Annotated in this window: 25 protein-coding genes; 14 read left to right on the top strand and 11 right to left on the bottom strand. The window is 64.1% G+C overall.

What is annotated here, in order from left to right; genetic code table 11:
• Positions 1-226: 226 nt before the first annotated feature.
• Positions 227-1,180, bottom strand: a complete 954-nt coding sequence (locus NKH80_RS04780) for a LysR substrate-binding domain-containing protein (RefSeq protein WP_352989967.1) — start codon at positions 1,178-1,180, stop codon at positions 227-229.
• Between the two features lie 121 nt (positions 1,181-1,301).
• Between NKH80_RS04780 and NKH80_RS04775 the strand changes: the two genes are divergently transcribed.
• From NKH80_RS04775 to NKH80_RS04745, 7 genes are all read left to right on the top strand, one after another.
• Positions 1,302-2,621, top strand: coding sequence for an MFS transporter (locus NKH80_RS04775; protein WP_352505254.1), 1,320 nt, complete (start codon positions 1,302-1,304; stop codon positions 2,619-2,621).
• Between the two features lie 107 nt (positions 2,622-2,728).
• Complete coding sequence (locus NKH80_RS04770; protein WP_352505253.1) at positions 2,729-3,913, top strand: cell wall hydrolase; 1,185 nt, start codon at positions 2,729-2,731, stop codon at positions 3,911-3,913.
• Between the two features lie 256 nt (positions 3,914-4,169).
• Positions 4,170-4,568, top strand: a complete 399-nt coding sequence (locus tag NKH80_RS04765; RefSeq protein WP_254820419.1) for an AtpZ/AtpI family protein — start codon at positions 4,170-4,172, stop codon at positions 4,566-4,568.
• Between the two features lie 70 nt (positions 4,569-4,638).
• A complete protein-coding gene (locus NKH80_RS04760) occupies positions 4,639-5,397 on the top strand; it encodes a F0F1 ATP synthase subunit A (protein ID WP_352645472.1) in 759 nt (252 codons plus the stop codon).
• A gap of 68 nt (positions 5,398-5,465) precedes the next feature.
• The gene (locus NKH80_RS04755; RefSeq protein ID WP_254820421.1) at positions 5,466-5,690 is read left to right on the top strand and encodes a F0F1 ATP synthase subunit C; all 225 of its coding nucleotides are present in this window, start codon (positions 5,466-5,468) and stop codon (positions 5,688-5,690) included.
• An 81-nt stretch (positions 5,691-5,771) separates the two neighbouring features.
• Positions 5,772-6,353 (top strand): F0F1 ATP synthase subunit B, encoded by a 582-nt coding sequence (locus NKH80_RS04750; protein WP_352989964.1) that lies wholly within the window; start codon positions 5,772-5,774, stop codon positions 6,351-6,353.
• Positions 6,354-6,363: 10 nt separating this feature from the next.
• Entirely contained in the window at positions 6,364-6,855 is a 492-nt protein-coding gene (locus tag NKH80_RS04745; RefSeq protein ID WP_023674071.1) for a F0F1 ATP synthase subunit B, read from the top strand.
• Between the two features lie 254 nt (positions 6,856-7,109).
• Here the strand turns inward: NKH80_RS04745 and rnhB are convergent, their stop codons facing one another.
• Both rnhB and NKH80_RS04735 read right to left on the bottom strand, forming a co-directional pair.
• Positions 7,110-7,805 (bottom strand): ribonuclease HII, encoded by a 696-nt coding sequence (gene rnhB, locus NKH80_RS04740; protein ID WP_352989961.1) that lies wholly within the window; start codon positions 7,803-7,805, stop codon positions 7,110-7,112.
• Positions 7,806-7,972: 167 nt separating this feature from the next.
• The gene (locus NKH80_RS04735; RefSeq protein ID WP_352990154.1) at positions 7,973-9,127 is read right to left on the bottom strand and encodes a PA0069 family radical SAM protein; all 1,155 of its coding nucleotides are present in this window, start codon (positions 9,125-9,127) and stop codon (positions 7,973-7,975) included.
• A 151-nt stretch (positions 9,128-9,278) separates the two neighbouring features.
• Between NKH80_RS04735 and NKH80_RS04730 the strand changes: the two genes are divergently transcribed.
• Positions 9,279-9,782: a glycosyltransferase gene (locus NKH80_RS04730; RefSeq protein ID WP_023716858.1), complete on the top strand. Its 504-nt coding sequence runs from the start codon at positions 9,279-9,281 to the stop codon at positions 9,780-9,782.
• A 189-nt stretch (positions 9,783-9,971) separates the two neighbouring features.
• Positions 9,972-10,946 carry a phytanoyl-CoA dioxygenase family protein gene (locus NKH80_RS04725; protein WP_352989958.1) on the top strand — a complete coding sequence of 325 codons (975 nt, stop codon included), beginning with the start codon at positions 9,972-9,974 and terminating at the stop codon, positions 10,944-10,946.
• 33 nt (positions 10,947-10,979) lie between these two features.
• Here the strand turns inward: NKH80_RS04725 and moaB are convergent, their stop codons facing one another.
• The 6 genes from moaB to NKH80_RS04695 form a co-directional block, all read right to left on the bottom strand.
• Complete coding sequence (gene moaB, locus NKH80_RS04720) at positions 10,980-11,522, bottom strand: molybdenum cofactor biosynthesis protein B (protein ID WP_352476634.1); 543 nt, start codon at positions 11,520-11,522, stop codon at positions 10,980-10,982.
• On the bottom strand, positions 11,509-12,411 hold the full coding sequence (locus NKH80_RS04715) for a 4-(cytidine 5'-diphospho)-2-C-methyl-D-erythritol kinase (protein WP_352989955.1): 903 nt from the start codon (positions 12,409-12,411) through the stop codon (positions 11,509-11,511). Before NKH80_RS04715 ends, moaB begins: the two co-directional genes overlap by 14 nt.
• Before the next feature lie 26 nt (positions 12,412-12,437).
• The gene (locus NKH80_RS04710; RefSeq protein WP_254818406.1) at positions 12,438-12,623 is read right to left on the bottom strand and encodes a hypothetical protein; all 186 of its coding nucleotides are present in this window, start codon (positions 12,621-12,623) and stop codon (positions 12,438-12,440) included.
• A gap of 81 nt (positions 12,624-12,704) precedes the next feature.
• On the bottom strand, positions 12,705-13,562 hold the full coding sequence (locus tag NKH80_RS04705) for a S49 family peptidase (protein ID WP_254818407.1): 858 nt from the start codon (positions 13,560-13,562) through the stop codon (positions 12,705-12,707).
• A gap of 87 nt (positions 13,563-13,649) precedes the next feature.
• A complete protein-coding gene (locus NKH80_RS04700) occupies positions 13,650-14,450 on the bottom strand; it encodes a tRNA1(Val) (adenine(37)-N6)-methyltransferase (RefSeq protein WP_352989952.1) in 801 nt (266 codons plus the stop codon).
• The gene (locus tag NKH80_RS04695; RefSeq protein WP_352989950.1) at positions 14,450-14,674 is read right to left on the bottom strand and encodes a putative signal transducing protein; all 225 of its coding nucleotides are present in this window, start codon (positions 14,672-14,674) and stop codon (positions 14,450-14,452) included. Before NKH80_RS04695 ends, NKH80_RS04700 begins: the two co-directional genes overlap by 1 nt.
• Before the next feature lie 160 nt (positions 14,675-14,834).
• On the opposite strand from NKH80_RS04695, the gene NKH80_RS04690 reads away from it, so the two are divergent.
• Positions 14,835-15,851, top strand: a complete 1,017-nt coding sequence (locus NKH80_RS04690; protein WP_254818409.1) for a polyprenyl synthetase family protein — start codon at positions 14,835-14,837, stop codon at positions 15,849-15,851.
• A gap of 37 nt (positions 15,852-15,888) precedes the next feature.
• Here the strand turns inward: NKH80_RS04690 and NKH80_RS04685 are convergent, their stop codons facing one another.
• Positions 15,889-17,325, bottom strand: a complete 1,437-nt coding sequence (locus NKH80_RS04685; protein ID WP_352989947.1) for an MFS transporter — start codon at positions 17,323-17,325, stop codon at positions 15,889-15,891.
• Between the two features lie 104 nt (positions 17,326-17,429).
• On the opposite strand from NKH80_RS04685, the gene NKH80_RS04680 reads away from it, so the two are divergent.
• From NKH80_RS04680 to NKH80_RS04670, 3 genes are all read left to right on the top strand, one after another.
• Positions 17,430-18,035 (top strand): TetR/AcrR family transcriptional regulator, encoded by a 606-nt coding sequence (locus NKH80_RS04680; RefSeq protein WP_352505240.1) that lies wholly within the window; start codon positions 17,430-17,432, stop codon positions 18,033-18,035.
• Between the two features lie 209 nt (positions 18,036-18,244).
• Positions 18,245-20,020 (top strand): tetratricopeptide repeat protein, encoded by a 1,776-nt coding sequence (locus NKH80_RS04675; RefSeq protein WP_352990152.1) that lies wholly within the window; start codon positions 18,245-18,247, stop codon positions 20,018-20,020.
• 64 nt (positions 20,021-20,084) lie between these two features.
• Positions 20,085-21,146: a glycine--tRNA ligase subunit alpha gene (locus NKH80_RS04670; RefSeq protein WP_352898981.1), complete on the top strand. Its 1,062-nt coding sequence runs from the start codon at positions 20,085-20,087 to the stop codon at positions 21,144-21,146.
• A gap of 102 nt (positions 21,147-21,248) precedes the next feature.
• Here the strand turns inward: NKH80_RS04670 and NKH80_RS04665 are convergent, their stop codons facing one another.
• Positions 21,249-21,422, bottom strand: a complete 174-nt coding sequence (locus NKH80_RS04665) for a hypothetical protein (RefSeq protein WP_023674088.1) — start codon at positions 21,420-21,422, stop codon at positions 21,249-21,251.
• A 284-nt stretch (positions 21,423-21,706) separates the two neighbouring features.
• Here NKH80_RS04665 and NKH80_RS04660 point away from each other — a divergent pair, with 284 nt between their 5' ends.
• Positions 21,707-24,412, top strand: a complete 2,706-nt coding sequence (locus tag NKH80_RS04660) for a glycine--tRNA ligase subunit beta (RefSeq protein ID WP_502900905.1) — start codon at positions 21,707-21,709, stop codon at positions 24,410-24,412.
• Positions 24,413-24,422: the final 10 nt, after the last annotated feature.

Here is a 24,422-nt window from a genome sequence, read left to right as displayed (position 1 = left end):
TGCCCGGCGCGCCGATCCGCATCGCTTGCGCACCTCGGACACCTGTTCGCCGGCCGGGAGAGATTGGCCGTTCCCTCCGCTTTTAGCCAATCTCCGACGCCGAAAGACGGGTGGGACGGCGAAGCTGCTAATCTCCCCCTCGAGCGGCCCTCGAGGGGGAGATATCCGGCAGGACAGAGGGGCGCGCGAGGGATCGCCAGCATTACTGCTTCTTCGACCGACTAAGTTATGGAGCGCCCTGCGCCCCTTTCGGCTCGTCTGCGCTAAGCCGCTTCCTCAGACCATCCGCGTCGCCACTTCCCGGCAACGCTTCCAGCGCCGCCTGCAGCAGGATGTCGCCAAGCCGCGCCGCTATCGGATCGGGCTCGGCCTCCTTGCGGTGCAGGAACAGCGCCATCTTGGGCAAGGCGGGCAGCCCGGCGATCTCCGGCGTCATCGCCCTGACGCTGGCCGGCAGGCCGATATCGGTGCGGATCGTCAGTCCGAGCCCGGCGGCGACGGCTGCCCAGATGCCGCCAAGGCTGGGGCTGGAGAAGGCCATCCGCCATGCCAGGCCGGCGCGGTCCAGCGTTTCGGTCGCCACGCTGCGCAGCAGGCACGGCGCTTCGAGCGCCACCAGCGGCAACGGCTCGCCATCGCGCAGGCAGGTCTCGATCTGTTTTGCCGGGCCGATCCAGCGCATCTGGACGTCGGCGAGATTCCGGCTGTAGGGCAGCGTCGCGCCATTGTGCCAGGCAAGCGCGATATCGACGCTGCCCGAAATGATCCTTTCGGCAAGCTCATGGCTGCGCGCGATCCTGGCCTCGATCTTGACCTTGGGATGGGCGCGGGCGAAGCGCCCGAGCACATCCGGCAGCACCGCCTCGCCGAAATCCTCCTGTAGCCCAAGCCGTACCCAACCCTCCAGCTCGACATCGTGGATGGCGGAGGCGGCCTCGTCATTGAGCTCGATCAGCCGGCGCGCGTAGCCGAGCATGGTCTCGCCCGCGTCCGTCAGCGCCAGGCCACGCCCAGATTTGCGGAAGATCGGCGTCGCCGCCTGCTCCTCCAGCTTCTTCAATTGCGCACTGATTGCCGACGTCGAGCGGCCGAGCCGGTCGGCGGCCTTGGCGAAGCTGCCCAGCTCCATGCCGGTAATGAAGCTGCGCAGAACTTCGAGATCGAATGTCACGCGTCGCATAGCGATAATCCTGATATTTAGGACATTATGTGAAAAACTTCCTGATATTCAGTACGAAGTTATGGCGGTAGAGAGAGCGCGTCAAGACCCGAACGCAACCAGCGCATGCAGGAGCTGAACCATGTCCGCTGTCGACACACGAGCAGATTGCAAACCGCTTCGCCCGGCCGCCGTTACCACCCTGTCAGAGGCGGCGGTGCTTCGACCCAATCATCGCTGGAAGGTGCTGGGTATCGGCGTCGCCGCCAACGCCTGCTTCTCCGCGACATTCTCCGGCATTCCGGCCACGGCGGTGTTCCTACGCTCGGGCTATCATCTCTCCAATGGCGAGCTCGGTCTGGCGCTTGGCCTTCTCGGCTTGGGCGTGGCGCTGAGCGAATTGCCGTGGGGGCTGCTGACCGATCGCTGGGGCGACCGCCGCGTGCTGCTGACCGGGCTCGGCGCAACCGCGTTGTGGCTGCTCGTCATGGCCGCGCTGGTCGTGCCGTCACCAGCCCAAATTCCCGGCGTCGCGCTTCTCGCCGCTGCCCTGCTGGTCACCGGATTGCTCGGCGGCAGCGTCAACGGCTCCAGCGGCCGCGCCATCATGGCCTGGTTCGGCGAAGGCGAGCGTGGCTTTGCCATGAGCATCAGGCAGACGGCGGTGCCGCTTGGCGGCGGGCTTGGCGCGCTGGTGCTGCCGTCGCTCGCTTCGGCCCATGGCTTCACGGCGGTCTTCGGACTTCTGGCGGCTGCATCCGCCGTCTCGACCTCACTCGCCTGGCGCTGGCTGCATCAGCCGCCGGCGCACGACCATGCCCATTCGAGCAGCGCGGCAAAGCCGGCCGGCCCCGCGCCGCTGCGCAACCCGGCCGTCTGGCGCATCGCGACAGCCATCGGCCTGCTGTGCTTCCCACAGGTGGCCGTGCTCACCTTTGCTTCCGTCTTCCTGCATGATTTTGCCGGCATGGGAACAGCCGTGATCAGCGCCAGCCTGGGTGCCGTGCAGGTCGGCGCCATGGTCATGCGCGTCTGGAGCGGCCGCTATACCGACCGTCACGGCAACCGCCGGTCGTTCCTGCGTCTGTGCAGCATGCTGAGCGTGGCCGCCTTCGCCGTGCTTGCGGCGCTCGTCTTGTTTTCGGCCCAATTCTTGTCAGGCCAAGCGCCGATGCTGTCGCCGGCGATCGTTGCGATGCTCGTCGTGGCCGGCATCTGCGTCTCCTCCTGGCACGGCGTCGCCTACACCGAGCTTGCGACGCTGGCCGGCGCCAGCCAGGCCGGAACGGCGCTCGGCCTTGCCAACAGTCTGGTCTTCATTGCCTTTTTCCTGGTGCCGATCGCCATTCCGGGGCTTCTCGTGCTCTGCTCGTGGCCAGGCGTCTGGCTGGGTGCGGCTATTTGCGCGCTGATCGCCTGGCCGATCTTTCTTCCGCCAACGGACAGCCGCAAAAGCGCCTGACTTCGACACGAGATGGGAAAACAAGGTTCTAAGCTGTTAACGCCCCATCAAGGTTAATGCATCATTGTAGCTCTCCAGTGGGGTCCGTTGCGTTTCTGGAGAGTTCCGTGCATCGACGTGTTTTGACGCGGCTTGTCGCCGCCGCCGGTGAGAAAAAGCGTTCCTTCCTGTCTCCGTTTATTATTGGCCTTGGCATCTGGATCGGCTTTCCGAGTGTCGTTGCCTATCAGGACATGACAAGCCTGGTCTCCGGTCTTGAGGCGCCGAGCGTCCGCTGGAACGCCTATGTCGAGAAATCCGTCGCCGGCTCCGTTCACGCCGCCGAAATGCCCTTCCTCGATTCCAGCAGCACCGGCTCGCTCTCCGGCTCCGGCGTCCAACTGCCCGGCATCGGCGCCGTCTCGTTTCGCGGCAAGGGCGGCATCGCCGGCACGACGCCGGACGAGAACCGTATCACGCGTGCCGACAAGAAGGGCCGCATCATCGAGGTCTCGCCCGTCTCGCCGCCGAAGAACTTCAACGCCGGCTCGATCTTCGAGCGAACCTCCTCGCTGCTGCGCCCAAGCATGGACAGCGGCCTGAGGATGGCCTTCGCCAAGCCCGAGATCAAAGGCAAGGAAATTCAGATCGCGGCCTCCTTCCACACGCGCGTCGACAAGAAGCCGGATTCCGGCGTGCCGGCGATGCTTGCCGCGCTGGTCAACAACGATCATCCCGACGTGCTGGCGACCGCCTATGCCTCGTCTGCCCCCGATTACGCCAAGGCGTCGCCTTTCGAGGCCTTGCTGCAGGACGAGGACCCGAACGATGGCCGCTTCATTCCGCCCCTGAGCAAGGGCGATCATTCTTGGATGCAGACGCCGCTGCCGGCGAGCGTCTTTTCCAAACCGGAGCAGGCCTGTCTCGCCAACGGCATCTATTTCGAGGCGCGCGGCGAGTCCGTGCGCGGCCAGGCCGCCGTCGCCCAGGTCATCCTCAACCGTGTCCGAAACCCGGCCTATCCGAACTCGATCTGCGGCGTTGTCTACCAGAACGACAACTGGTTCAACCGCTGTCAGTTTTCCTTCGCCTGCGACGGCAGGAAGAAGCGGATCGACAACCCCGCTGCCTACAAGACCGCTCAGGATGTCGCCATGGCCGTCACAGCCGGCAAGATCTTCATTCCGGAAGTCGGCTCGTCGACCCATTATTACGCCAACTACGTCCATCCGGGCTGGGCGCGGACGATGCAGAAAATGACCAGGATCGGCCTGCACATCTTCTACCGCACCTATGGCGGCGGCTGGAGCTAAGCGCTCTGGCGGCCCTTGCATCTTTCCCGCGAGAGCGGCCGATGGAAGACGCATCGCCGTGGGGATTCGGCCGCAGCCCGCCGGAGACCGCGTCGGGCACGATGTCGCACCCAGGCAAGTAGCTGATTCATAACGAAAAAATACTTGAGCTCGAAGGTCCGCCCGTGGCTTGACGGGCGCGGACCCTCTAACTATGTTGCCGGCGACTTTAAGAAGCGGACGGACGGTAACGGTCTGACCGGGCAGGGGGGGTTGCGTGGCCGACAAGAATGGGCCAGACGGAACCGGCAAAACCGGCCGCGGCAAGCAGCATGAAGCCGACATCCGCGACGACGATCTTGAGCGCCGCCGGCGCGACCTTGAAGCATCGCTTGCGACAAGGCGGCCGGATCGGCTCGAGGGGAAAGACGACGCGAAAACGGGCAGTGTGGCCGGGTACGGCCAGGCGCTCAAGCTGTCCAGCGAGTTCATCGCCGGGATAGTGGTCGGTGCGGCTCTCGGCTGGTTTATCGATCGCGTGGCGGGGACATCGCCATGGGGTTTGATAGTCGGGCTGCTGCTGGGTTTTGGCGCCGGCGTGCTCAATGTCCTGCGTTCAGCCGGGCTTGTGTCGGAATTCGGAACGGGCGACAAACCGCGCGATCCGAAAGAATGAATTGAGGCGCCGCATGCCGGCGCATTGAACAGAATGCTGAAGCCGCCTGCGGCTTTGATGGGGATTTAAAGTGGCTGCTGACAAGGTCGATCCGATCCACCAGTTCCAGATCCATCCGATCGTTCCGATTCACATCGGCGGCTACGACTTGTCTTTCACCAATTCGGCTCTGTTCATGCTTGCGACGGTCGCTGTCGCATCGGCGTTTCTCTACCTCAGCACGTCGAGCCGCAGCCTGGTTCCGGGCCGCCTTCAGTCGGTCTCGGAAATGGCCTATGAATTTGTCGGCAACATGCTGAGGGACGCCGCGGGCACGCAGGGCATGAAGTTCTTCCCGTTCGTGTTCTCGCTGTTCATGTTCGTGCTTGTCGCCAACCTGCTTGGCCTGTTCCCGTATTTCTTCACCGTCACCAGCCATATTATCGTCACCTTCGGCCTCGCCGCGCTGGTGATCGGAACGGTCGTCGTCTACGGCTTCATGAAGCACGGTCTCGGCTTCCTGAAGCTGTTCGTGCCGAAAGGCGTGCCCATCGTGATGATGTTGCTTGTCGTTCCGATCGAAGTGATTTCCTTCGTATCGCGCCCGGTCAGCCTCTCGGTTCGTCTGTTCGCCAACATGTTGGCCGGCCACATCACGCTGAAAGTGTTTTCGGGATTCGTCGTCAGCCTCAGCGCTCTCGGCACGCTTGGCATTGCGGGTTCGGTCCTGCCGCTGGCGATGGCCGTGGCTTTGACGGCTCTGGAGTTGCTCGTGGCGCTTTTGCAGGCCTACGTCTTCGCCGTGCTGACCTGCATGTATCTGAACGACGCCCTGCACCCTTCGCACTGATTTAGAGTTTCCGGCATTGCCGCCGGATGGAACCGCAACGGAATTTTAGATCCAAAGGAGTTGAACAAATGGACGCAGAAGCAGCAAAGTACATCGGCGCCGGCATCGCATGCCTCGGCATGGGCGGCGCGGGCGTTGGCCTCGGCAACATCTTCGGCAGCTATCTGGCGGGCGCGCTGCGCAATCCGTCGGCCGCCGACGGCCAGTTCGGCCGTCTGATTTTCGGCTTCGCCGTGACCGAAGCGCTGGGTATTTTCTCGCTTCTCATCGCGCTTCTCGCCCTGTTCGGCTGAATATTTGTTCGGCTGAACATTGGGAAGAATTGAACAGGCAGGCCGCGATCCTGCGGCGGGCCTGAATTTCGGGGATAGTCCATGTTCGTGACATCTGCCTTTGCGCAAGAGTCCGCGCCAGCCGCAGCGGAAGGCGACACGCACGCCGGCACCGGCGTGCCTGCCGAGGCGCACGGCACGTTCCCGCCATTCAATCCGGCGACGTACCCGTCACAGCTGCTGTGGCTGGCAATCACTTTCGGGCTGTTCTACCTCTTCTTGAAACGGGTAGTGATGCCGCGCGTTGGCGGCATCATCGACGTTCGCAACGACCGCATCACGCAGGATCTCGATCATGCTGCCCGGCTGAAAAGCGAGGCCGATACCGCCGTTGCCGCCTATGAGCAGGAATTAGCGGAAGCCAAGGGCAAGGCCAATGCGATCGGTCAGCAGGCCAACGATGCGGCCAAGGCGGAAGCCGAAGCTGCCCGCAAGACGATCGAGGCAGCGCTTGACCAGAAGCTTGGCGAGGCCGAGGCGCGTATTTCTTCCATCAAGGCCAATGCCATGAAGGAAGTCGGCGCGATCGCCGAGGACACCGCTTCGGCCATCGTCGAGGCGCTTGTCGGCGGCAAGGCCAGCAAGGCTGAAATCGCGGCCGCGGTCAAATCCGTGGCCGGGTGAGGAGCGCATCATGGACGCCACATCTCTCGCGACGCTTTGGGCAACGGTTGCCCTCGTAATCTTCCTCGGCATCGCCATCTACATCAAGGTGCCGGGCATGATCGCCAAGGCGCTCGATGCGCGGGCCGACAAGATCAGCTCGGAGCTCGAGGAGGCGCGCCGGTTGCGCGAAGAGGCACAGCAGCTGCTTGGCCAATACCAGCGCAAGCGCAAGGAAGCTGAGCAGGAGGCGGCGGCCATCGTTGCCGCCGCCAAGCGTGAAGCCGACATGCTTGCCGCCGAGGCGCACAAGAAGACCGAGGACTATGTCGCCCGGCGCACCGCCTTGGCCGAGCAGAAGATCGGCCAGGCCGAGCGCGAAGCGATCGGCGAAGTGCGCGCCAGCGCTGTCGACATCGCGGTCGAAGCCGCGCGCGCGCTGCTGGCCGGCAAGATCGACGCCAAGGCCGGCGCCGACCTGTTCAACGCCTCCCTGCAGGATTTGAAGTCGAAGCTGAATTAAGCGACTTCGTCGAGAATTCATCGAAAGCCGCCTGGGAAACCTGGCGGCTTTTTTGTTGGCGAAAGCGGCAGAGCGCATAATCTCCCCCCTTGAGGGGGAGATGTCGCCGAAGGCGACAGAGGGGGTCGGTACGTCCTGGCGCGACGCCATGTAAGACGAAGAGGAGCTTGGCGCTTCACGCGCGGCGACCCCCTCTGGCCTGCCGGCCATCTTCCCCCGAGGGGGGAGATCCGCGCCTAGCCGCTTCGCCAATCTCAATCCAAACCCGAAAAAACCTCTTCCTCCAGCACCTCGGTGCCGCCGAACCGGAACGGCGCGAAGGAGGCGCGGTGCAGCCGCGCCACCGGCCCGTGCAGATCGATCGCCGTGCGATGGCGCACAGTGGCGTAGCCCATATGCAGTTCGAAGCCGTAACGCGCATGATGGCTGCCGCAGCCGCACATCATGCGGTCGCGCAACACCTTGGCGACGATCGAGGCTGCGGCGATCGACTGCGAGCGCTGGTCGCCCTTGATCAGCGCTTTGCCCTCGCAGGGCAGGCCGGGCGGCACGTCGCGGCCGTCGGCCAGTGCCAGCTTCGGCCGGGTTGACAGGCCGGCCACTGCACGGCGCATCGCCTCCAGGCTGGCCCTGAGAATGTTGGAGGCATCGATCCCTTCGGCGCTGACCGAGGCCATCGACACGGCGAGTGCGGAGCCGAGGATTTTCATGAACAGCGCCTCACGCTGCAAATGCGTCAGCCGCTTGGAATCATCGAGGCCGTCGGGGATGTTGGCGGGATCGAGCACCACCGCTGCCGCCACCACCGGCCCGGCGAGTGGGCCGCGGCCGGCCTCGTCCATCCCCGCCACCGGCCAAAGGCCTTCGGCCATCGCTCTCGTCTCGAACGAGAAGTCGGGTTTCTCGACGATTTCGAAGAGAAGCGGAGAATCGGAACGCGGGCGAGCCATGGTGCGGCGAGGTTCGCATCGGCTCCGATTCTCCGCAAGTCCCCTCCGGGTCGGGCGGGGCACCGGACCAGGAGGGGGCTACCGTCTGCAAGCCCGGGGACAGGACAGGCCGGACGGGATTTTCGCCTGCTGCGGCCGCTTCAAAGCGGCTGGCGCGAGACGCTTTGTCACAGCAGCATCAGCTGCTCGGTTGCCTTGGCAGCGGGGACGAACTGGTCGGTCCTGAGCGAGCGCCGTTCGGCATTGAGGCCGAGCCGTTTGGCGGCGATCTCGAAACGCCGGCCGATCTGCCAGGCATAGGGGCCGGAGCCTTTCATGCGCTTGCCCCATTCTGAATCGTAGTCCTTGCCGTCGCGCATCGAACGGATCAGCGACATGACGTGGCGATAGCGGTCGGGATAGTGGCGCAGCAGCCAGTCCTTGAAGATCGGCGCGACCTCCAGCGGCAGGCGCAGCAGCACATAGCCGGCTTCACGCGCGCCCGCTGCCTGCGCCGAATCGAGGATGCGCTCCATTTCCGGATCGGTCAGTCCGGGGATGATCGGCGCGACCATCACCGAGGCCGGAATGCCGGCGTCCGAAAGCTGTCTGATCGCCTCCAGCCGCTTGGTCGGCGTCGACGCGCGCGGCTCCATCGTTCTGGCCAGCATCCTGTCCAATGTCGTCACCGACAGCGCCACCTTGGCCAACCCGCGCTCGGCCATGCGCGACAGAATGTCGATATCGCGGGTCACCAGTGCCGATTTGGTGACGATGCCGACCGGATGGCCGCGCGCCTCCAGCACTTCGAGGATCTCGCGCATGATCCGGTATTGCTTCTCTATCGGCTGATAGGGATCGGTGTTGGTGCCTATGGCGATGGTGCGCGGCTGGTAATTATCCCTGGACAATTCCTTGTCGAGCAACCGCGCCGCATCCGGCTTGGCAAACAGCTTCGATTCGAAATCCAGCCCCGGCGACAGGCCCATGAAGCTGTGCGTCGGCCGCGCGAAACAATAGACGCAGCCATGTTCGCAGCCGCGATAGGGATTGATCGAGCGGTCAAAGGAGATATCGGGCGATTCGTTGCGGGTGATGATGGTGCGCGGCTTCTCGATCTGTACCTCGGTCTTGAAGGGCGGCAGCTCCTCCAGCGAATTCCAGCCGTCATCGAACACATGCCGGCTGACCGGCTCGAAACGGCCGGACGGATTTATGCCCGCCGACCTGCCGCGATTGCGGTCCGGACGGACGCGCATGCCGCTCTGCTCGATCATCGCATTCGCCATCTCGGCTCTGCCAACGCCGAAGGCGGCAATGTCGGCACGCACGATCTGTTCCATTTTGGCCCTTTCCCAGGGACTGTCGGCCCGCTGTCGAATCGCTCTGCTCATGAATGTATTCCTATCGCGTTGACGAGAACAAATCAAGAACTTTCTCGCGGGGTGCCGCAAAAACTGGCGCAGCCCACCGCTTTCCGCTATTCGGCTAAACATGCTCAGCGTACTGATCGAAACCCTGAATGACGAGGAGGGCCTTGCCCGCACGCTCGCCTCGCTGATCGGCGGCGCGGTCGAGGGCGTGGTGCGCGACGTTCTCGTCTGCGACACCGGCTCGACCGATCAGACGCACCGCGTCGCCGAACATGCCGGCTGCCACTATGTCAGCGGCGGCATTGCTGCTGGCATCAGGCAGGCCAAGGGCGACTGGCTGCTCTTGCTGGAACCGGGCGCGCGGCTGGGGGAGGGCTGGATCGACGAGGTCGTCGCCCATACCGCCAGGCAAACCATGGCGGCGCGATTTTCGCGGGCACGCGGCAGCCGCGCGCCCTTCCTGTCACGCGTCTTTGCCGGAAATCGCGCTCTCGCCGAAGGCTTGGTGATCAGCAAGCGTCAGGCCGCCGCGCTATCAAAGAGCGCCCGCAGCGCCGAAGCGATCGCCCGCGGCCTGGCGACAAGAAGGCTCCACGCTGAGATCTGGGTGGCGCCGCGGAAGTGACGGCTTACCATCCCGGGCCTAGGGAATGCCGCCCAAGCAAATTTTCTGGCGGGTCGTCGCTATTGTGCATTGCACAAAATCTGGCCGGGGGTTACCATTCCCTGCGAAACGGGCGAATAGGTTTGGGGTGTGCCGGAGCGGCGGCGACGACTATCGTCGATGCTGTTCCCCCGACATTTGAGGACCCCGATGACCCTTTCAAGCCCCGACAAGTCCGGCGCTGCAAGCCTCGAGGCGATCGCACGCAACGGCGGTACGCTGCGCCGCATCGCCGCCCGCATCCCGACCTATCTTTCCGACCTTCGGGAGAATCCGGCATGGCTGCCGATGTTCATGCTGGCCCGCACCATGCCGGCGCGGCGCCTGCACTGGCGCGGTGCAAAGCCCGTTCCGCCGGCGCGCAATGTCGGTGAAACGATGTTCGCCGGCGTCGATCGCGATGCCGTCGTCGGCGCGCTGCGGACGGAGGGGCTCTATTCGGGCCTGATGCTGCCGGCCGCCATCCATGAGGAGATCGCCCGCTTCGCCGAGCGCACGCCATGCTTCGGCAATTTCGACCGCCGGCTGGAATTCCTGCCCGAAAAACACGCCGATGCCGAAAAGCATTTCGGCCGCCCGCTGCTCAGCGGTCACTATTTCGAACGGGTCCTCGACTGCAACGCTGCGGTCGCCGTGCAGCGCGATCCGCTGCTTCTCGATATCGCAGCGCACTATCTCGGCAGCCAGGCCAAGCTGATCACCACCCGCGTCTGGTGGAGCTTTCCGACCGGTGGCGTCTCGGACGCCGACAAGAACATGGCCTCGCTCGGCAAATACCATTTCGACCTCGACGACTGGCGCATGTTGAAGTTTTTCTTCTACCTGGTGCCGGTCGACAACGACACCGGGCCGCATGTCTATGTCCGCGGCTCCCACAACCGGCGCATCCTGAAGCACCAGCTGACGCTGCTGGTAGGCCATTCGGCGGAAGAGGTGCTGGGCGTGTACGGCGAGCAGAGCCCGGTAACGCTGACCGGGCAGGCCGGCCGCGGCTTTGTCGAGGACCCGTTCGGCTTCCATATGGGCACCGTGCCGACGCGCACCCCGCGGCTGATGATGGAGGTCGGCTTCGGCGTGTCGCCGCCCTCGCGCCGCCGTTTTCACGGCGAGCCGGTCATTCGCTAAACCGAGGTCGCTTGGCTGACACCTTGGCTCGCCTCAGCCGCGCCGCAAATGCTCGTCCAGCCGCGGCATGATCTCGACGAAGTTGCAGGGCATGTGCCGGTAATCGAGCTGGGGCTTCAAGATACCGTCCCAGGCGTCCTTGCAGGCGCCGGGCGAGCCCGGCAGCACGAAGACGAAGGTGGCGTTGACGACGCCACCGGTTGCCCGGCTCTGGATCGTCGAGGTGCCGATCTTGTCGTAGGAGATGCGGTGGAACACTTCGGAAAAGCCGTCCATGCGCTTTTCGAAGATCGGCTCCAGCGCTTCCGGCGTCACGTCGCGGCCGGTGAAGCCGGTGCCGCCGGTGGTGATGACGACATCGATCGCTTCGTCCCTTGACCAACCCAGGACCTTGTCGCGGATCTTGTCGCGGTCGTCGGTGACGATGTCGCGGGCGGCGAGGATGTGGCCGGCCTCGGCAATACGGTCGGCCAGCGTCTGCCCGGATTTGTCGTCGACGAGGCTGCGCGTATCGGAAACGGTCAGTACCGCGATGCGCACGGGAACGAAGGGGCGGCTCTCGTCAATCCTGGCCATAGGCCTCAGCCTCCGATGTCATGCTTCGCGTCGCCGCGACAAACCAGTCTGGATGGCGGCCGCGAATATCGACGGCCCCGCGCTTGGCCACATTGCCGGTCTCGAACAGCCCGAAGCAGGTGGCGCCGGAACCCGACATCCTGGCAAAACCGGCTCCGGCCTTGTTAAGCACGGAAAGCGCCTTGCCGATGGCGGGCTGGATTGCACACGCCGCAGGCTCGAGATCGTTGCGGGTGATCTCCAGCCAGTTGCGGATGCTGTGGAAGTCGAGGCTGTGCGGCAGCGGCGGCAGCGCCGCATTGTCGCGGCGGCCAAGCGCCTCGAACACGTCGGCCGTCGAGACGGCAGTGCCGGGATTGACGAGCACCAGACCCAGCGCCGGGAAATCCGGCACGAGCGTCAGCTCGTCGCCGACGCCGCGGGCTATCAGCGGCTTGGCAGCGAGGCACATCGGCACGTCGGCGCCGAGCGACAGGCCGATCCGCGCCAGTTCGGCATCGTCGACATCAAGTCCCCAGGTCTGGACCAGGGCGCGCAGCACAGCCGCCGCGTCGCTCGATCCGCCGCCGACACCGGACGCGACCGGCAGGTTCTTTTCGAGCCGGATGGCGACAGCCGGCGCGTATTGGGAACCGGCCTCGCGACGCAGTGCGTCGCGCGCTCTCACCACCAGATTATTGTCGTCGACCGGCACCGCGGAGGCGTATTTGCCGGACACGGAAAACCCATCGCTGTCGGCAAGTTCTGTCTCGATGCGGTCGCCGAAGCGGGTGAACACAGCCAGGCTTTCGATCATGTGATAACCGTCGGCGCGCCGGCCGGTGACGTGCAGCGCGAGATTTATCTTGGCGTGCGCATGCAATCCCCGGACGCTGGTCTCGGCGTTCATGGGCTCGGCCGCGAGGGGGACGACGGTCAATCCTTGGCCAGACGGTATTCGCCGGTCTTCGGATCCTTGACCAGTGTTCCCATGGTGCCGTTGGCCGTCTGCTTTTCGGCCCGACGTACCTTGGCGGTCACCCGCTCGGCTTCCCTGATGAAGGAGCGGTAGCCGAAATAGGCGGCAATGCCGACGACGGCGAAGAAAATGATCTGCGGCATGTCAAACTCCTCCCTCGCAAGGCCGGCAAGGCCGCCGGTCGGGTCGGTTGATGATTTATGCTAGACGCTTTCACCGGCTTTTCAAAGCCCGAAGCGCGCCCACAGCGCGCGCTCTTCCGCCGCATCGATGACGCCGCTTGCCGCGGCGGCAGCGATGTCGGGCGCCGAAAAGCTCGAGCCGAACAGGCCGAAGCGGCCGAACAGGCCGCGCGGCGCGGTGATCAGCTTGAGCTGGGTTTTCGGCCCGAAACGGCTCTTCAGCACGCTGCGCATGTCGCCGAGCGCATCGACCAGCCCGAGTTCAAGCCCCTTCTTGGCCGTCCAGAACAGGCCAGTGAACAGGTCGGGATCGTCCTTGAGCTTGCTGCCGCGCCTGTCCTTGACGAGGTCGATGAAGGTCTCGTGGACCTCCAGTTGCAGCGCCTTCAGCCGCTCGACGTCTTCCTTCCTTTCCGGTTTGAACGGGTCGAGCACCGCCTTGTTCTGGCCGGCGGTGTGGACGCGGCGTTCGACGCCGATCTTCTTCAACAGCTCGGGAAAGCCGAACGAGGCCGACACCACGCCGATCGAGCCGACGATGGAGGACGGGTCGGCAAAGATCTCGTCGCCCGCGACCGCAATCATGTAGCCGCCTGATGCCGCCACGTCCTCGACGAAAACCAGGACCTTCTTGTTCTTCTCGCTCGCCAGGTCGCGGATGCGCCTGAAGATCAGCCGCGACTGCACCGGCGAGCCGCCTGGCGAATTGATCGAGATGGCGACCGCCGGCGCGTCGAAGGAAAACAGCTTTTCGAGAAGACCGGCGGTGGAAGCGAGCGACAGGCTCGGCCGGAACTGGCCGCCGCCGGGCATGATCGTGCCGTGCAGCCGGATGACCGGAATGGTGACGACGGTGGAGCGCCAGGATTTCGGCAGCAGGCGGTTGAAAAGGCGTTTCACGAGGGGGCGGTCTCCGGTCGATTTGCTTGAGGCATGTAGGAATTCGCCGGCCAACGGCAATGCCGTCACCCCGGCAATCAGAATGGATCAGTCTCCGAACAGCGACGCCAGCCCGTTATTGATCAGCTCCGCCCGTTCCGAAGGGCCGTTGCCTGAATAGGCATGCAGCATCAGCGGCGGCCGGATCGACAGTTTGCCGCGTGCGCCGAGTGCTGCCCGGACGACGATGCGGATCGCTGCCGCCTCGGGGCGAGGATGGACGGCCAGCATCTCGGCGTCGCCGAAGCGGCCGGCAAAGGCATCGAGGATGGCGCCGAGCTGTTCCGGCCGGGCGATGACGGCCAGCCCGCCGCCCGGCCTGACCACCGCGGCCGCGCTGCGGATCCAGCTGTCGAACAATCCATCCTCCGAGACATGCGCGGCTTTTCTCAGCGGATCGGGCGTCGCGCGATCCTCGGCGGCATTGAACGGCGGGTTCATGATGACGAAATCGAAGCTGTTGTCCTCGAGGCCGGCGGCCGTTCGCGCCCGGCCCGACAGCGCGACATCGGCGACGAGCACCGAGGCGCGGTCGCTGAGATGTGCATTGCCGGGATGGGCAAGCGTGGTGGTGGCGAAGGCCGCCATTTCCGGGGAACGCTCGACAAGCACGGCCGCGGCAGCGGGACAGCGCGACAGCACCGCCAGGCCCGCGGCACCGGCACCCGCGCCAAAGTCGGCCAGCCGCCCGGCGAAGGAGGACGGCACGGCAGCCGCCAGCATCATCGCATCCATGCCGGCGCGGTGGCCGGCCTTTCTCGGCTGCACCAGCCAGAAGCGACCGCGATGGAAGGCATCGACCGTGTGAGCTGGCATGTCCGGGACAAGGGCAGCGGGCGACGCGGACATTATTTTTGGCGGATCTCGTTGGCGATGCCGGCATCCGTCAGGATGCGCCGCGCCGCATCGGCCTTGTCGGCGTCCACCATGACACGGCGGGGCAGGATGCCGATCGAGCCGTCGAGCACGCTCATGTTCTGGTCGGCGACGAAACAGTCGATACCGGCATCGCGCATCAGCGATTCGACAAACGAAATGATGACAGCGTCGTTGGTGCGGATGATCTCTATCATCGGATGAAACTCGCAGTTTGCGGCGTTGATGTAAACGTAGGCGTGATCATGTACCAGAGCCGGCGCGCCAATTCGCCTCTTGCCGCACCGGTGGGTGACACCCTAGAGTCTGTCCAGGGACCATGTTGCCGTCGTGCATATCGAGGTTGGGAGTTTTGCCGTGGGTGTCGTTCTCAACATTGAAAACGGGAAGCGCGAAGCCGCCTCGATAAAGGACCTCATCGACCTGACCGCCGCCGACATGGGGCGCGTCAACAAATTGATCCTGTCGAAGGCCGGCTCCGATGTCGAGATGATCCCGGAGATCGCCAACCATCTGATCTCATCCGGCGGCAAACGGCTGCGGCCGATGCTGACGCTCGCCGCCGCCCAGATGTTCGGCTATTCCGGCGACGGCCATGTCAAGCTCGCCACATCGGTCGAATTCATGCACACCGCGACACTTCTCCACGACGACGTTGTCGACGAAAGCGGCATGCGGCGCGGCAAGAAGACGGCGCGCATGATCTGGGGCAACCAGGCCAGTGTTCTGGTCGGCGATTTCCTGCTCGGCCAGGCCTTTCGCATGATGGTCGATGTCGCCTCGCTGGAAGCGCTCGACATCCTGTCGAGTGCGGCCTCGGTGATCGCCGAAGGCGAGGTGATGCAGCTTGCCGCCGCCAAGAACCTCGAAACCACCGAGGACGAGCACTTCGCGGTGATCAAGGCCAAGACCGCGGCGCTGTTCTCAGCCGCCGCCGAGGTCGGCCCGGTAATCGCCCAGGCGACGCGCAACGATCGCGCAGCACTCCGCTCCTATGGCATGAATCTCGGCCTTGCTTTCCAGCTGATCGACGACGCGCTGGATTATGGCGGCACCAGCAAGGATCTCGGCAAGAATGTCGGCGACGATTTCCGCGAAGGCAAGGTAACGCTGCCGGTGATCCTCGCCTATCGGCGCGGCACCAAGGCCGAGCGCAGCTTCTGGAAACGCGCCATCGAGGACAATGCCGCCGACGATGCCGGGCTGGAAAAGGCAATCGGCCTGATGCTCCGGCACGGGGCGATTGCCGACACCATCGGGCGCGCCCGCCATTTCGGCGAAATCGCCCGTGACGCGCTGGCGCCGCTCGAAGCGACGCCGCAGAAGTCTGCACTGATCGACGTCATCGATTTCTGCATCAGCCGGGTGAATTGACAGCCATCGGCGCCGCGACGCCGGGGAGGGGCCGTTCTCATCGCGCCTTTGCCGGAAGAACCATTGCTGCGAGCAGGCTGACGACGATGCCCGCCGCCGCGAACCAGAAGGCGACCTGGATGCCGTCGGCGACGGCAATTTTCAACGCATCGCCGGACAATTCGCCGATTTGGCTGTTCGCAATCGCGATCAGCACGGCCATGCCGATGGCGTTGCCGACATTGAGTGTCGTCGAAGCCATGCCCGAGGCGACGCCTTGCTGATCATGGGCAACGCCGGAAGCGGCGGCAATCCACATTGCGGTCCAGACGATGCCTTGTCCGACGCCGGAGACGATCAGGCCGGGTACGAGGGACAGATAGCTGCTCTCCGCGGTTGCGCCTGATACCATCAATGCAGTGCCGACCGCGCCGACGATCATGCCGCCGACCAGCGTGCTGCGCGTGGAAAAGCGCGTCGCCAGACGCTCGCCGGCTTGCGTGCCGGCGGCGATGGCGACCGACGGCACGAGAAAGGCGAGGCCCGTCTGCAAGGCAGTGAAACCGTGCACGTTCTGCAGCAGCACGGTGAGGAAGTAGGGCAGCGCTCCGAAAGTCGCCATGTAGAGGAAGGTTATCGTCATGCCGGCGACGAGGCTGCGGTTGTAAAACAGGCGCAGCGGCATCAGCGGATCGGCGCTCTTCGCCTCGATCATCGTGAAGGCGATCAGGAAGAATGCCGCCAGTGCTGCGCTGACGATAATTGCGGTCGATCCCCAGCCATACTCAGGCCCCTGAACCAGGGTGAAGACAAGCAGCGTCGCCCCGGCGGTGACGGTCAATGCGCCCGGCAGATCGAAGCTACGGTGCTCGTGCCGCTTGCGATCGCGCGGGATGATGGCGAAAGCCGCGATGATGGCGATCCCGGCCAGCAGCACGTTGACGTAGAAGACCGACGGCCAGCCAAAGGCGCTGGTCAGAAACCCGCCGGCAAGCGAACCGAACGTCAGGCCGCTGGCGCCCGCGCCGCCCCAGACGGCGAGCGCCCGGTTGCGTTCCGGTCCTTCGGCGAACAGACGGTTGATCAGCGACAGCGTCGCCGGAAACAGGAATGCGGCGCCGATGCCTTGTACCGCACGTGCCGCAATGATGATTTCCGGTGACCATGCCAGGCCGCCGACAAGCGAAGAAAGCGCGTAGAGCCAGAGTGCGAAGATGAAGACGCGGCGCTGGCCGATCAGGTCGGCGGCCCGGCCGCCGAACAGCAGGAACCCGCCGTTAAAGACCGTGTAGGCGCTCACCACCCATTGCAGGGTCTGCCCGGAAAATCCGAGGCCGGCGCCGATCTCCGGCAGGGCCACGAAGACGATGTTGAGGTCGAGCGAGATGATGAGCTGCGCGAAGGCGAGCAGCGCGAGCGTTGCGCCGCGCTTCACACCGGTTGTCCCTTGCGTTGCGATTGCCCCGAGCGGCGCGCCTTGATCCAGTGAACTCATGTCGGTCTCCTTGTCGACAATTATTTAATGATCGACAAAGAATTGAGATTTGCAATCCGAAGTCAAGCGGATTATTTGTTGATCAACAAAAATTGGAGGCCGCAATGGCGGGAAGGCCAAGGGAGTTCGACCGCGACCAGGCGCTGGAGAAAGCCCGGGACGCTTTCTGGAGACGTGGCTACGAGGGCACCTCGATGGCCGATCTCGTTTCGGCGCTTGGCCTCGCATCGGCGCGCATCTATGCCGCCTTCGGCTCGAAGGAGGATCTGTTTCGCGAAGCGGTGGCACTTTACGAGGCCAATGAGGGCGGCTTTGCCACACGCGCGCTGCAGGAAGAGCCAAACGTCCGGCGCGTCATTGAGCGCATGCTTCGCGACGCCGTCGAAATCTATACGCGGCCGGGGCAGCCGCAGGGCTGCATGGTGGTGACGGCCGCCACCAATTGCGCCGTCGAAAACGACGCCGTGCAGCAATGGCTGGCGGAGCATCGGCTGGCGCGTACCGCATCGATCGTCGAGCGATTGAAGCAAGCGGTGCGCGATGGTGAATTGAAGCCGGGTACCGACGCCGAGACGTTGGGTGATTACTACGCCACGCTGATGCACGGCCTTTCGGTCCAGGCACGCGACGGCGTGCCGAAAAAGCGGCTGCACGATCTTGTCACCGTCGCCATGCAGGCGCTCGACGCAAGCCTTTCGCAAACGTCCTGAGTTCCGGGCCGTGACGCCGGTTTCCCATTGCCGGCTTGTCGCAATGCGGTCGTGCGACCTCTTTCGGCATGGTTTATTAATTGCTTGACCCGATTGTGAATTCGGGCCGGGTTGAAGCATGACCCCAAAAAGGCCATGCTTTACCTGTAAAGATCGAGTCTACGGCGATCCCGCTGACGCGGAGATGGCGTTTGGCTGAAAGGGATATGATGCGGCAAGGATATGCGCGCTGGCTGACGGGGCTGGCAATCGCGACGGGCATGGCGATCTCGGCTTTGCCGGCGCATGCCAGACAGACCGCCGAGCCGGTCAGGATCACATCCTTCTCGGGAGCCTATCTCGCGGCGCGGATTGCCGAAGGCGACAACGACCTCGACAGCGCCATTTCCTATTACAAGCAGGCGCTTGCGTTCGATCCGAACGATACGGGACTGCAGCAAAGCCTGATGCTGTCGCTGATCGCGCAGGGGCGCTTCGACGAGTCCTTGGTCTATGCCGACAAACTCAAGGCGGTTCCCGACGTCGAGCGCTTCTCGCGCCTGGCGCTGGCGATCGATTCCTTCCACAAGAAGGATTTCTCCAAGGCCGAATACTGGCTCAAGCTTTCGCTCGAATCCGATCTCGACCGGCTGATCTCCGGCGTCATGACCGGCTGGGCCAAGCAAGGTGAGGGCGACGCCGGCGAGGCCATGGCTTCCATCGACAAGCTGCAGGGCCCCGACTGGTTCAGCCCGTTCAAGTCGTTCCACCGTGCCTTGATTGCCGACGCCTCGGGCCTGCCCGACAGGGCGGATGCGCTCTACACCGCCACCCTGCAAGACACGGCCGCTGGCGGTGCGGCGCCCGAAACATGGATGCGCAACGCGCAGGCCTACGCCTCTTTCCTCGCCCGCAAAGGCGACAAGGCCAAGGCGCTGTCGGTGCTCGACAAGGCCGAGGCGTTTGCGCCCGGCAAGGTCGAGATTGCAGCGCTTCGCGACAAGATCAACAAGGGCGAAAAGATCGAACCATTCGTTGCCGGTCCCTCGGACGGCGCCTCGGAGATCCTGCTCGATCTCGCCACCGCGCTCAACCGCGGCGGCGGCGAGCCGTTCGTGCGGCTTTATCTGCGATATGCCCTGGCGCTGCGGCCCGGCAATGACGCGGCGCTTGTTCAGCTTGCCGCGGTCGCCGAGCAGTTGAAGGACGGCGAGGGCGCCATCGCGCTCTATCGCCGCATTCCCGCCGGCTCGCCGCTGAAGGAGCTTTCGGACCTGCAGCTTGGCCTCAACCTTGCCGATCTCGACCGCAATGACGAGGCGATCGCTCACCTCAAAGCCATCGTCGATGCGCATCCAGACGACATGCGCGCCTATCTGGCGCTCGGCGGCGTCTATTCCGCGAAGGAGGACTTCCGCTCCGCCGCCAATCTTTACGACAAGGCAGTCGAGGTGCTGAAGACGCCGACCGCCGCCAACTGGAACATCTTCTACCAACGCGGCATCGCCTATGAGCGGCTGAAGGAATGGCCGAAGGCCGAGCCGAATTTCCGCAAGGCGCTGGAGCTCTACCCCGACCAGCCGCAGGTCCTGAACTATCTCGGCTATTCCTGGGTCGACAAGAACATGAACCTCAAGGAAGGCCTCGCGATGATCCAGAAGGCCGTCGACCTGAGGCCGAGCGACGGCTACATCGTCGACTCGCTGGGCTGGGCCTATTACCGCCTTGGCCAGTTCGACGACGCGGTGCGCGAAATGGAACGCGCCGTTTCGTTGAAGCCGGAGGATCCGGTGCTCAACGATCACCTCGGCGACGCCTACTGGCGCGTCGGCCGCAAACTGGAAGCCACCTTCCAGTGGAACCAGGCCCGTGACCTGAAGCCGGACCCGGATGTGCTGTCCGCCTTGCAGCAAAAGCTGATGAAGGGCCTGCCGCCGATCGAATCCAACACGGCGCAGGAAACCCCCAAGGTGAAGCCCGAGCCGGCGCCCGCCCCGAAGGGGTGACCCCTTTGCCTTGACGGTCGCGGAGCGGCACTCTACGAGGTGCCGCATCCCGCCGGAGGCCGCCGTGACCATTGATATCCCTGCCCACATGCATCCCAGCCGCTCGTTCCAGGGGCTGATCCTGACTTTGCATAATTACTGGGCGGACTATGGCTGCGTCGTCCTCCAGCCTTACGACATGGAAGTCGGCGCCGGCACATTCCATCCGGCCACGACATTGCGCGCGCTCGGCCCAAAACGCTGGAACGCGGCCTATGTCCAGCCGTCGCGCCGCCCCAAGGACGGCCGCTATGGCGAGAACCCGAACCGGCTGCAGCACTATTACCAATACCAGGTGATCCTGAAGCCCAATCCGCCCAATCTGCAGGAGCTTTACCTCGGCTCGCTGGCCGCGATCGGCATCGATCCGCTGCTGCACGACATCCGCTTCGTCGAGGACGACTGGGAAAGCCCGACGCTGGGCGCCTGGGGGCTGGGCTGGGAGTGCTGGTGCGACGGCATGGAGGTGTCGCAGTTCACCTATTTCCAGCAGGTCTGCGGCATCGAATGCGCACCGGTAGCGGGCGAGCTCACTTACGGGCTGGAGCGGCTGGCCATGTATGTGCAGGGCGTCGACAATGTCTACGACCTCAATTTCAACGGCCGCGAAGGCGCCGATAAGGTGACCTATGGCGACGTCTTCCTGCAGGCCGAGCAGGAATATTCGCGCCACAATTTCGAATTCGCCAACACCGCGATGCTACTGCGCCATTTCGAAGACGCCGAAGCCGAGTGCAAGGCGCTGCTACAAGCCGGCGCCCCTGTCTCCCCCCTTGAGGGGGAGATGCCCGCGAAGCGGGCAGAGGGGGTCATCTCAGAAGGCACCTCAAGTCAAGCGTCGAGCACTGTGCGGGCGACCCCACCCGGCCCTTCGGGCCACCCTCCCCTCAAGGGGGAGGGTTGTCACCGCATGGTATTCCCAGCCTACGACCAGTGCATCAAGGCCAGCCACGTCTTCAACCTGCTCGACGCACGCGGCGTCATTTCGGTCACCGAGCGCCAGAGTTACATCTTGCGGGTGCGCAATCTGGCCAAGGCCTGCGGCGAGGCGTTTCTGCTGACCCAGGCGGGCGGAATGGCGGCTTAAAGCGCGTCGCGTTCGACCGGCCTCATGCGACGCGCTTTAAGTTCTTGTTTTGATGCATGTCGTTATCGCAAAACCGCTGCACACTTTTGCGCGACATGCACATTAGCTCCAGGCGATTTCGACAGGAGCGCTGATTGGCAACGTACCTTGGCCGCTTGCACCGGCTATTGTCCGCAGCGCTTGCCTGACGCCGGGCATCGAGAACGTGCCATGCACCTGTGCTGTAAAACAGGCGCTGAGCGCGAGGATCTGCAGGAATGTCGATGCCGTTTTCATTCGTTTAGCCAATAGTTCTCTGCCTGAGCGTCGGTCGCTTCAGCGCTGCGTTCGGTTGATGGAAATCTTTGACCCAAGGACGGGCGGACCGCTTCGTGTCCGACAGGCGGATGAATTTTTTCGGAAATCGCCGTTGGATGCCGCGATCGTGCAGGCCCGACTTTGCTGGGAAGGGTGACAGCGGCCGGCCGAGTTGCTATGCCCCGCCCGGACCATTTGCCGCGTGAGCACACTCAATGCCCGACCTGCTTTTAGAACTCCGTTCGGAAGAGATTCCTGCTCGTATGCAGAGAAAAGCTGCCGGCGACCTGAAGAAGCTGCTGACCGACGGTCTGGTCGAAGCCGGGCTGACTTATGAGGCGGCGCGCGAATATTGGACGCCGCGCCGGCTGGCGCTCGACATCCGCGGTCTGACCGCCCGCTCGAAGGACATAAACGAGGAGATCAAGGGCCCCTCGACCAAGGCGCCCGAGCAGGCGGTGCAAGGTTTTCTGCGCAAGGCCGGCCTTGCCTCGATTGCCGACGCGCATGTTCATTCCGATCCGAAGAAGGGCGACTTCTATGTCGCCCATATTGCCAGGCCGGGCCGGCCGGCCGAGCAGATCATCGCCGAGCTGGTGCCGGGCATCATCCGCAACTTTCCCTGGCCGAAATCGATGCGCTGGGGGCCGGCTTCGGCCAAGCCCGGCTCGTTGCGCTGGGTGCGGCCGCTGCAATCGATCCTGTGCACCTTCGGCCCCGAAACCGAGGAGCCGGTGGTGGTCGATTTCGAGATCGACGGCATCCGCTCGGGCAATGTCACCTACGGCCACCGTTTTCATGCGCCGGGCGCCATCACGGTGCGCCGCTTCGACGATTATGTCGCCAAGCTTGAGGCGGCCAAGGTCGTGCTCGATGCCGACCGACGCAAGGAGATCATTCTTGCCGATGCCAGGAACCTCGCCTTCGCCAGCGGGCTCGACCTCGTCGAGGACGAGGGGCTGCTGGAGGAAGTGTCGGGCCTGGTCGAATGGCCGGTCGTGCTGATGGGCGAATTCGAGCAGGATTTTCTGACCATTCCGGCCGAGGTGATCAGGCTCACCATCCGCGCCAACCAGAAGTGTTTTGTCACGACGCGCCAGATCTCCCCCCTCGAGGGGGAGATGTCGCCGCAGGCGACAGAGGGGGTCGCCTCGCGTGGATCGGCGGCATCCCCTGTCCGCGACAGGGAGTCGCGTCAGGTCGTGCCGACCCCCTCTGGCCTACCGGCCATCTCCCCCTCAAGGGGGGAGATCAGCCAATCGCCGCTTTCCAACCGCTTCATCCTGACCGCCAATATCGAGGCCAAGGACGGCGGCAAGGAGATCGCCCATGGCAACGGCAAGGTGGTGCGCGCCCGCCTGTCCGACGCGCTCTATTTCTGGAAGACCGACCAGGGCGACCTGCCGGATCTCGACCAGCTGCAGGCATCGGCGCAAAAGTTCGGACTTGATCTCAAAAAGCCGCTCGACCAGCGCATGGCCCGCCTCGACCACCTCAATGTAACGTTTCATGCCAAGCTCGGCACGCAAGGCGAGCGGGTGGAGCGGATTGCCAGGTTGGCCGAAGAACTGGCACCAATCGTGGCGCAGTCGATCTCCCCCCTCGAGGGGGAGATGGCCGGCAGGCCAGAGGGGGTCGCCTCGCGTGAAGCGCCGGCGTCCTCTGTCCAAAATAGGAAGCCGCATCAGGACGTGCCGACCCCCTCTGTCGCCTTCGGCGACATCTCCCCCTCGAGGGGGGAGATTACCGCGCTCGCACGTCGTGCTGCCGTCCTCGCCAAGGCCGACCTCACCACCGAGGTGGTCGGCGAGTTCCCGGAACTGCAAGGCGCCATGGGCCGCAAATACGCGCTGCTGCAAGGCGAGCATCCTTCGGTCGCCGCCGCGATCGAGGAGCACTACAAGCCGCAGGGCCCGTCCGACCGCGTGCCGACCGATCCGGTATCGGTCGCCGTGGCGCTCTCAGACAAGCTCGATACGCTGGTCGGCTTCTGGGCGATTGATGAAAAGCCGACCGGATCGAAGGACCCCTACGCGCTGAGAAGGGCGGCGCTGGGGGTGATCCGGATCTTGGTCGAGAATGAGGTGAGGATAAGCCTTTTGGCGTCGTGGCACGACAACTGGCTTGCAATTGCTAAGCACCTATACGGCAATAAGATTGGCCATGAGTTTGAGGCTTTGAGATCGACCGGATCGTTCCTTGAGCCACGAACACTTCGTCGGACCTTGAACGAGTACATCGCAACAAAGAGATCTGAGATTGCGGACGCCGCGCCCGCGTTGGGCGAATCTTTGACGAACAAAGAAGATAACCTCCTCGCCTTCTTCCACGATCGCCTAAAGGTCTATCTCCGCGACCAGGGCGCGCGGCATGATCTGATCGACGCGGTGTTGGCGGCAGGTTCGCGCCCAATCTCCCCCCTAGAGGGGGAGATGTCGGCGAAGCCGACAGAGGAGGGCGCTGTCCCGCCAGCCTCTCATTCTGTCGCGCCCCCCTCTGCCCTGCCGGGCATCTCCCCCTCTAGGGGGGAGATTGGCCTATCGCAAAACGACGATCTCCTGCAGATCGTCCGCCGTGTCGAGGCGCTCGGCTCCTTCCTCGACACCGAGGACGGACAAAACCTGCTTGCCGGCACCAAGCGCGCGGCCAACATTGTGGCTGCCGAAAAGAAGAAGGGGACGGCGATCGCAACCAGCGTTGAGCCGGCTCTGTTCCGGGAGGACGCCGAAAAAACCTTGTTTGCGGCGGTCAATCAGGCCGAGAGACAAGCCGGCGAAGCAATTCAAAACGAAGACTTTTCCGCCGCCATGCTGGCGCTTAGCGTGTTGCGCGAGCCGGTTGATTCATTCTTTGAGAAAGTCCTGGTAAACGATGAGGACCAGGCGGTGCGCGCCAATCGCCTGGCATTGCTCGCCCGCATCCGCGCTGCGACGGACCGGGTCGCCGATTTCTCGAAAATAGCCGGCTGACATCCGCGAA

The organism is Mesorhizobium sp. M0904 (assembly GCF_040319475.1).
Classification (GTDB): Bacteria; Pseudomonadota; Alphaproteobacteria; order Rhizobiales; family Rhizobiaceae; genus Mesorhizobium.
This window is presented reverse-complemented; position numbering and strand designations above follow the sequence as displayed.

Excerpts from the sequence above, each read along its gene's own strand:
- NKH80_RS04780 (WP_352989967.1), bottom strand. The coding sequence starts at position 1,180 with ATGCGACGCGTGACATTCGATCTCGAAGTTCTGCGCAGCTTCATTACC.
- NKH80_RS04775 (WP_352505254.1), top strand. The coding sequence starts at position 1,302 with ATGTCCGCTGTCGACACACGAGCAGATTGCAAACCGCTTCGCCCGGCC.
- NKH80_RS04755 (WP_254820421.1), top strand. The coding sequence starts at position 5,466 with ATGGACGCAGAAGCAGCAAAGTACATCGGCGCCGGCATCGCATGCCTC.
- NKH80_RS04750 (WP_352989964.1), top strand. The coding sequence starts at position 5,772 with ATGTTCGTGACATCTGCCTTTGCGCAAGAGTCCGCGCCAGCCGCAGCG.
- NKH80_RS04745 (WP_023674071.1), top strand. The coding sequence starts at position 6,364 with ATGGACGCCACATCTCTCGCGACGCTTTGGGCAACGGTTGCCCTCGTA.
- rnhB (WP_352989961.1), bottom strand. The coding sequence starts at position 7,805 with ATGGCTCGCCCGCGTTCCGATTCTCCGCTTCTCTTCGAAATCGTCGAG.
- NKH80_RS04735 (WP_352990154.1), bottom strand. The coding sequence starts at position 9,127 with ATGGAACAGATCGTGCGTGCCGACATTGCCGCCTTCGGCGTTGGCAGA.
- NKH80_RS04730 (WP_023716858.1), top strand. The coding sequence starts at position 9,279 with ATGCTCAGCGTACTGATCGAAACCCTGAATGACGAGGAGGGCCTTGCC.
- NKH80_RS04725 (WP_352989958.1), top strand. The coding sequence starts at position 9,972 with ATGACCCTTTCAAGCCCCGACAAGTCCGGCGCTGCAAGCCTCGAGGCG.
- moaB (WP_352476634.1), bottom strand. The coding sequence starts at position 11,522 with ATGGCCAGGATTGACGAGAGCCGCCCCTTCGTTCCCGTGCGCATCGCG.
- NKH80_RS04715 (WP_352989955.1), bottom strand. The coding sequence starts at position 12,411 with ATGAACGCCGAGACCAGCGTCCGGGGATTGCATGCGCACGCCAAGATA.
- NKH80_RS04710 (WP_254818406.1), bottom strand. The coding sequence starts at position 12,623 with ATGCCGCAGATCATTTTCTTCGCCGTCGTCGGCATTGCCGCCTATTTC.
- NKH80_RS04700 (WP_352989952.1), bottom strand. The coding sequence starts at position 14,450 with ATGTCCGCGTCGCCCGCTGCCCTTGTCCCGGACATGCCAGCTCACACG.
- NKH80_RS04695 (WP_352989950.1), bottom strand. The coding sequence starts at position 14,674 with ATGATAGAGATCATCCGCACCAACGACGCTGTCATCATTTCGTTTGTC.
- NKH80_RS04685 (WP_352989947.1), bottom strand. The coding sequence starts at position 17,325 with ATGAGTTCACTGGATCAAGGCGCGCCGCTCGGGGCAATCGCAACGCAA.
- NKH80_RS04680 (WP_352505240.1), top strand. The coding sequence starts at position 17,430 with ATGGCGGGAAGGCCAAGGGAGTTCGACCGCGACCAGGCGCTGGAGAAA.
- NKH80_RS04675 (WP_352990152.1), top strand. The coding sequence starts at position 18,245 with ATGCGGCAAGGATATGCGCGCTGGCTGACGGGGCTGGCAATCGCGACG.
- NKH80_RS04665 (WP_023674088.1), bottom strand. The coding sequence starts at position 21,422 with ATGAAAACGGCATCGACATTCCTGCAGATCCTCGCGCTCAGCGCCTGT.
- NKH80_RS04660 (WP_502900905.1), top strand. The coding sequence starts at position 21,707 with ATGCAGAGAAAAGCTGCCGGCGACCTGAAGAAGCTGCTGACCGACGGT.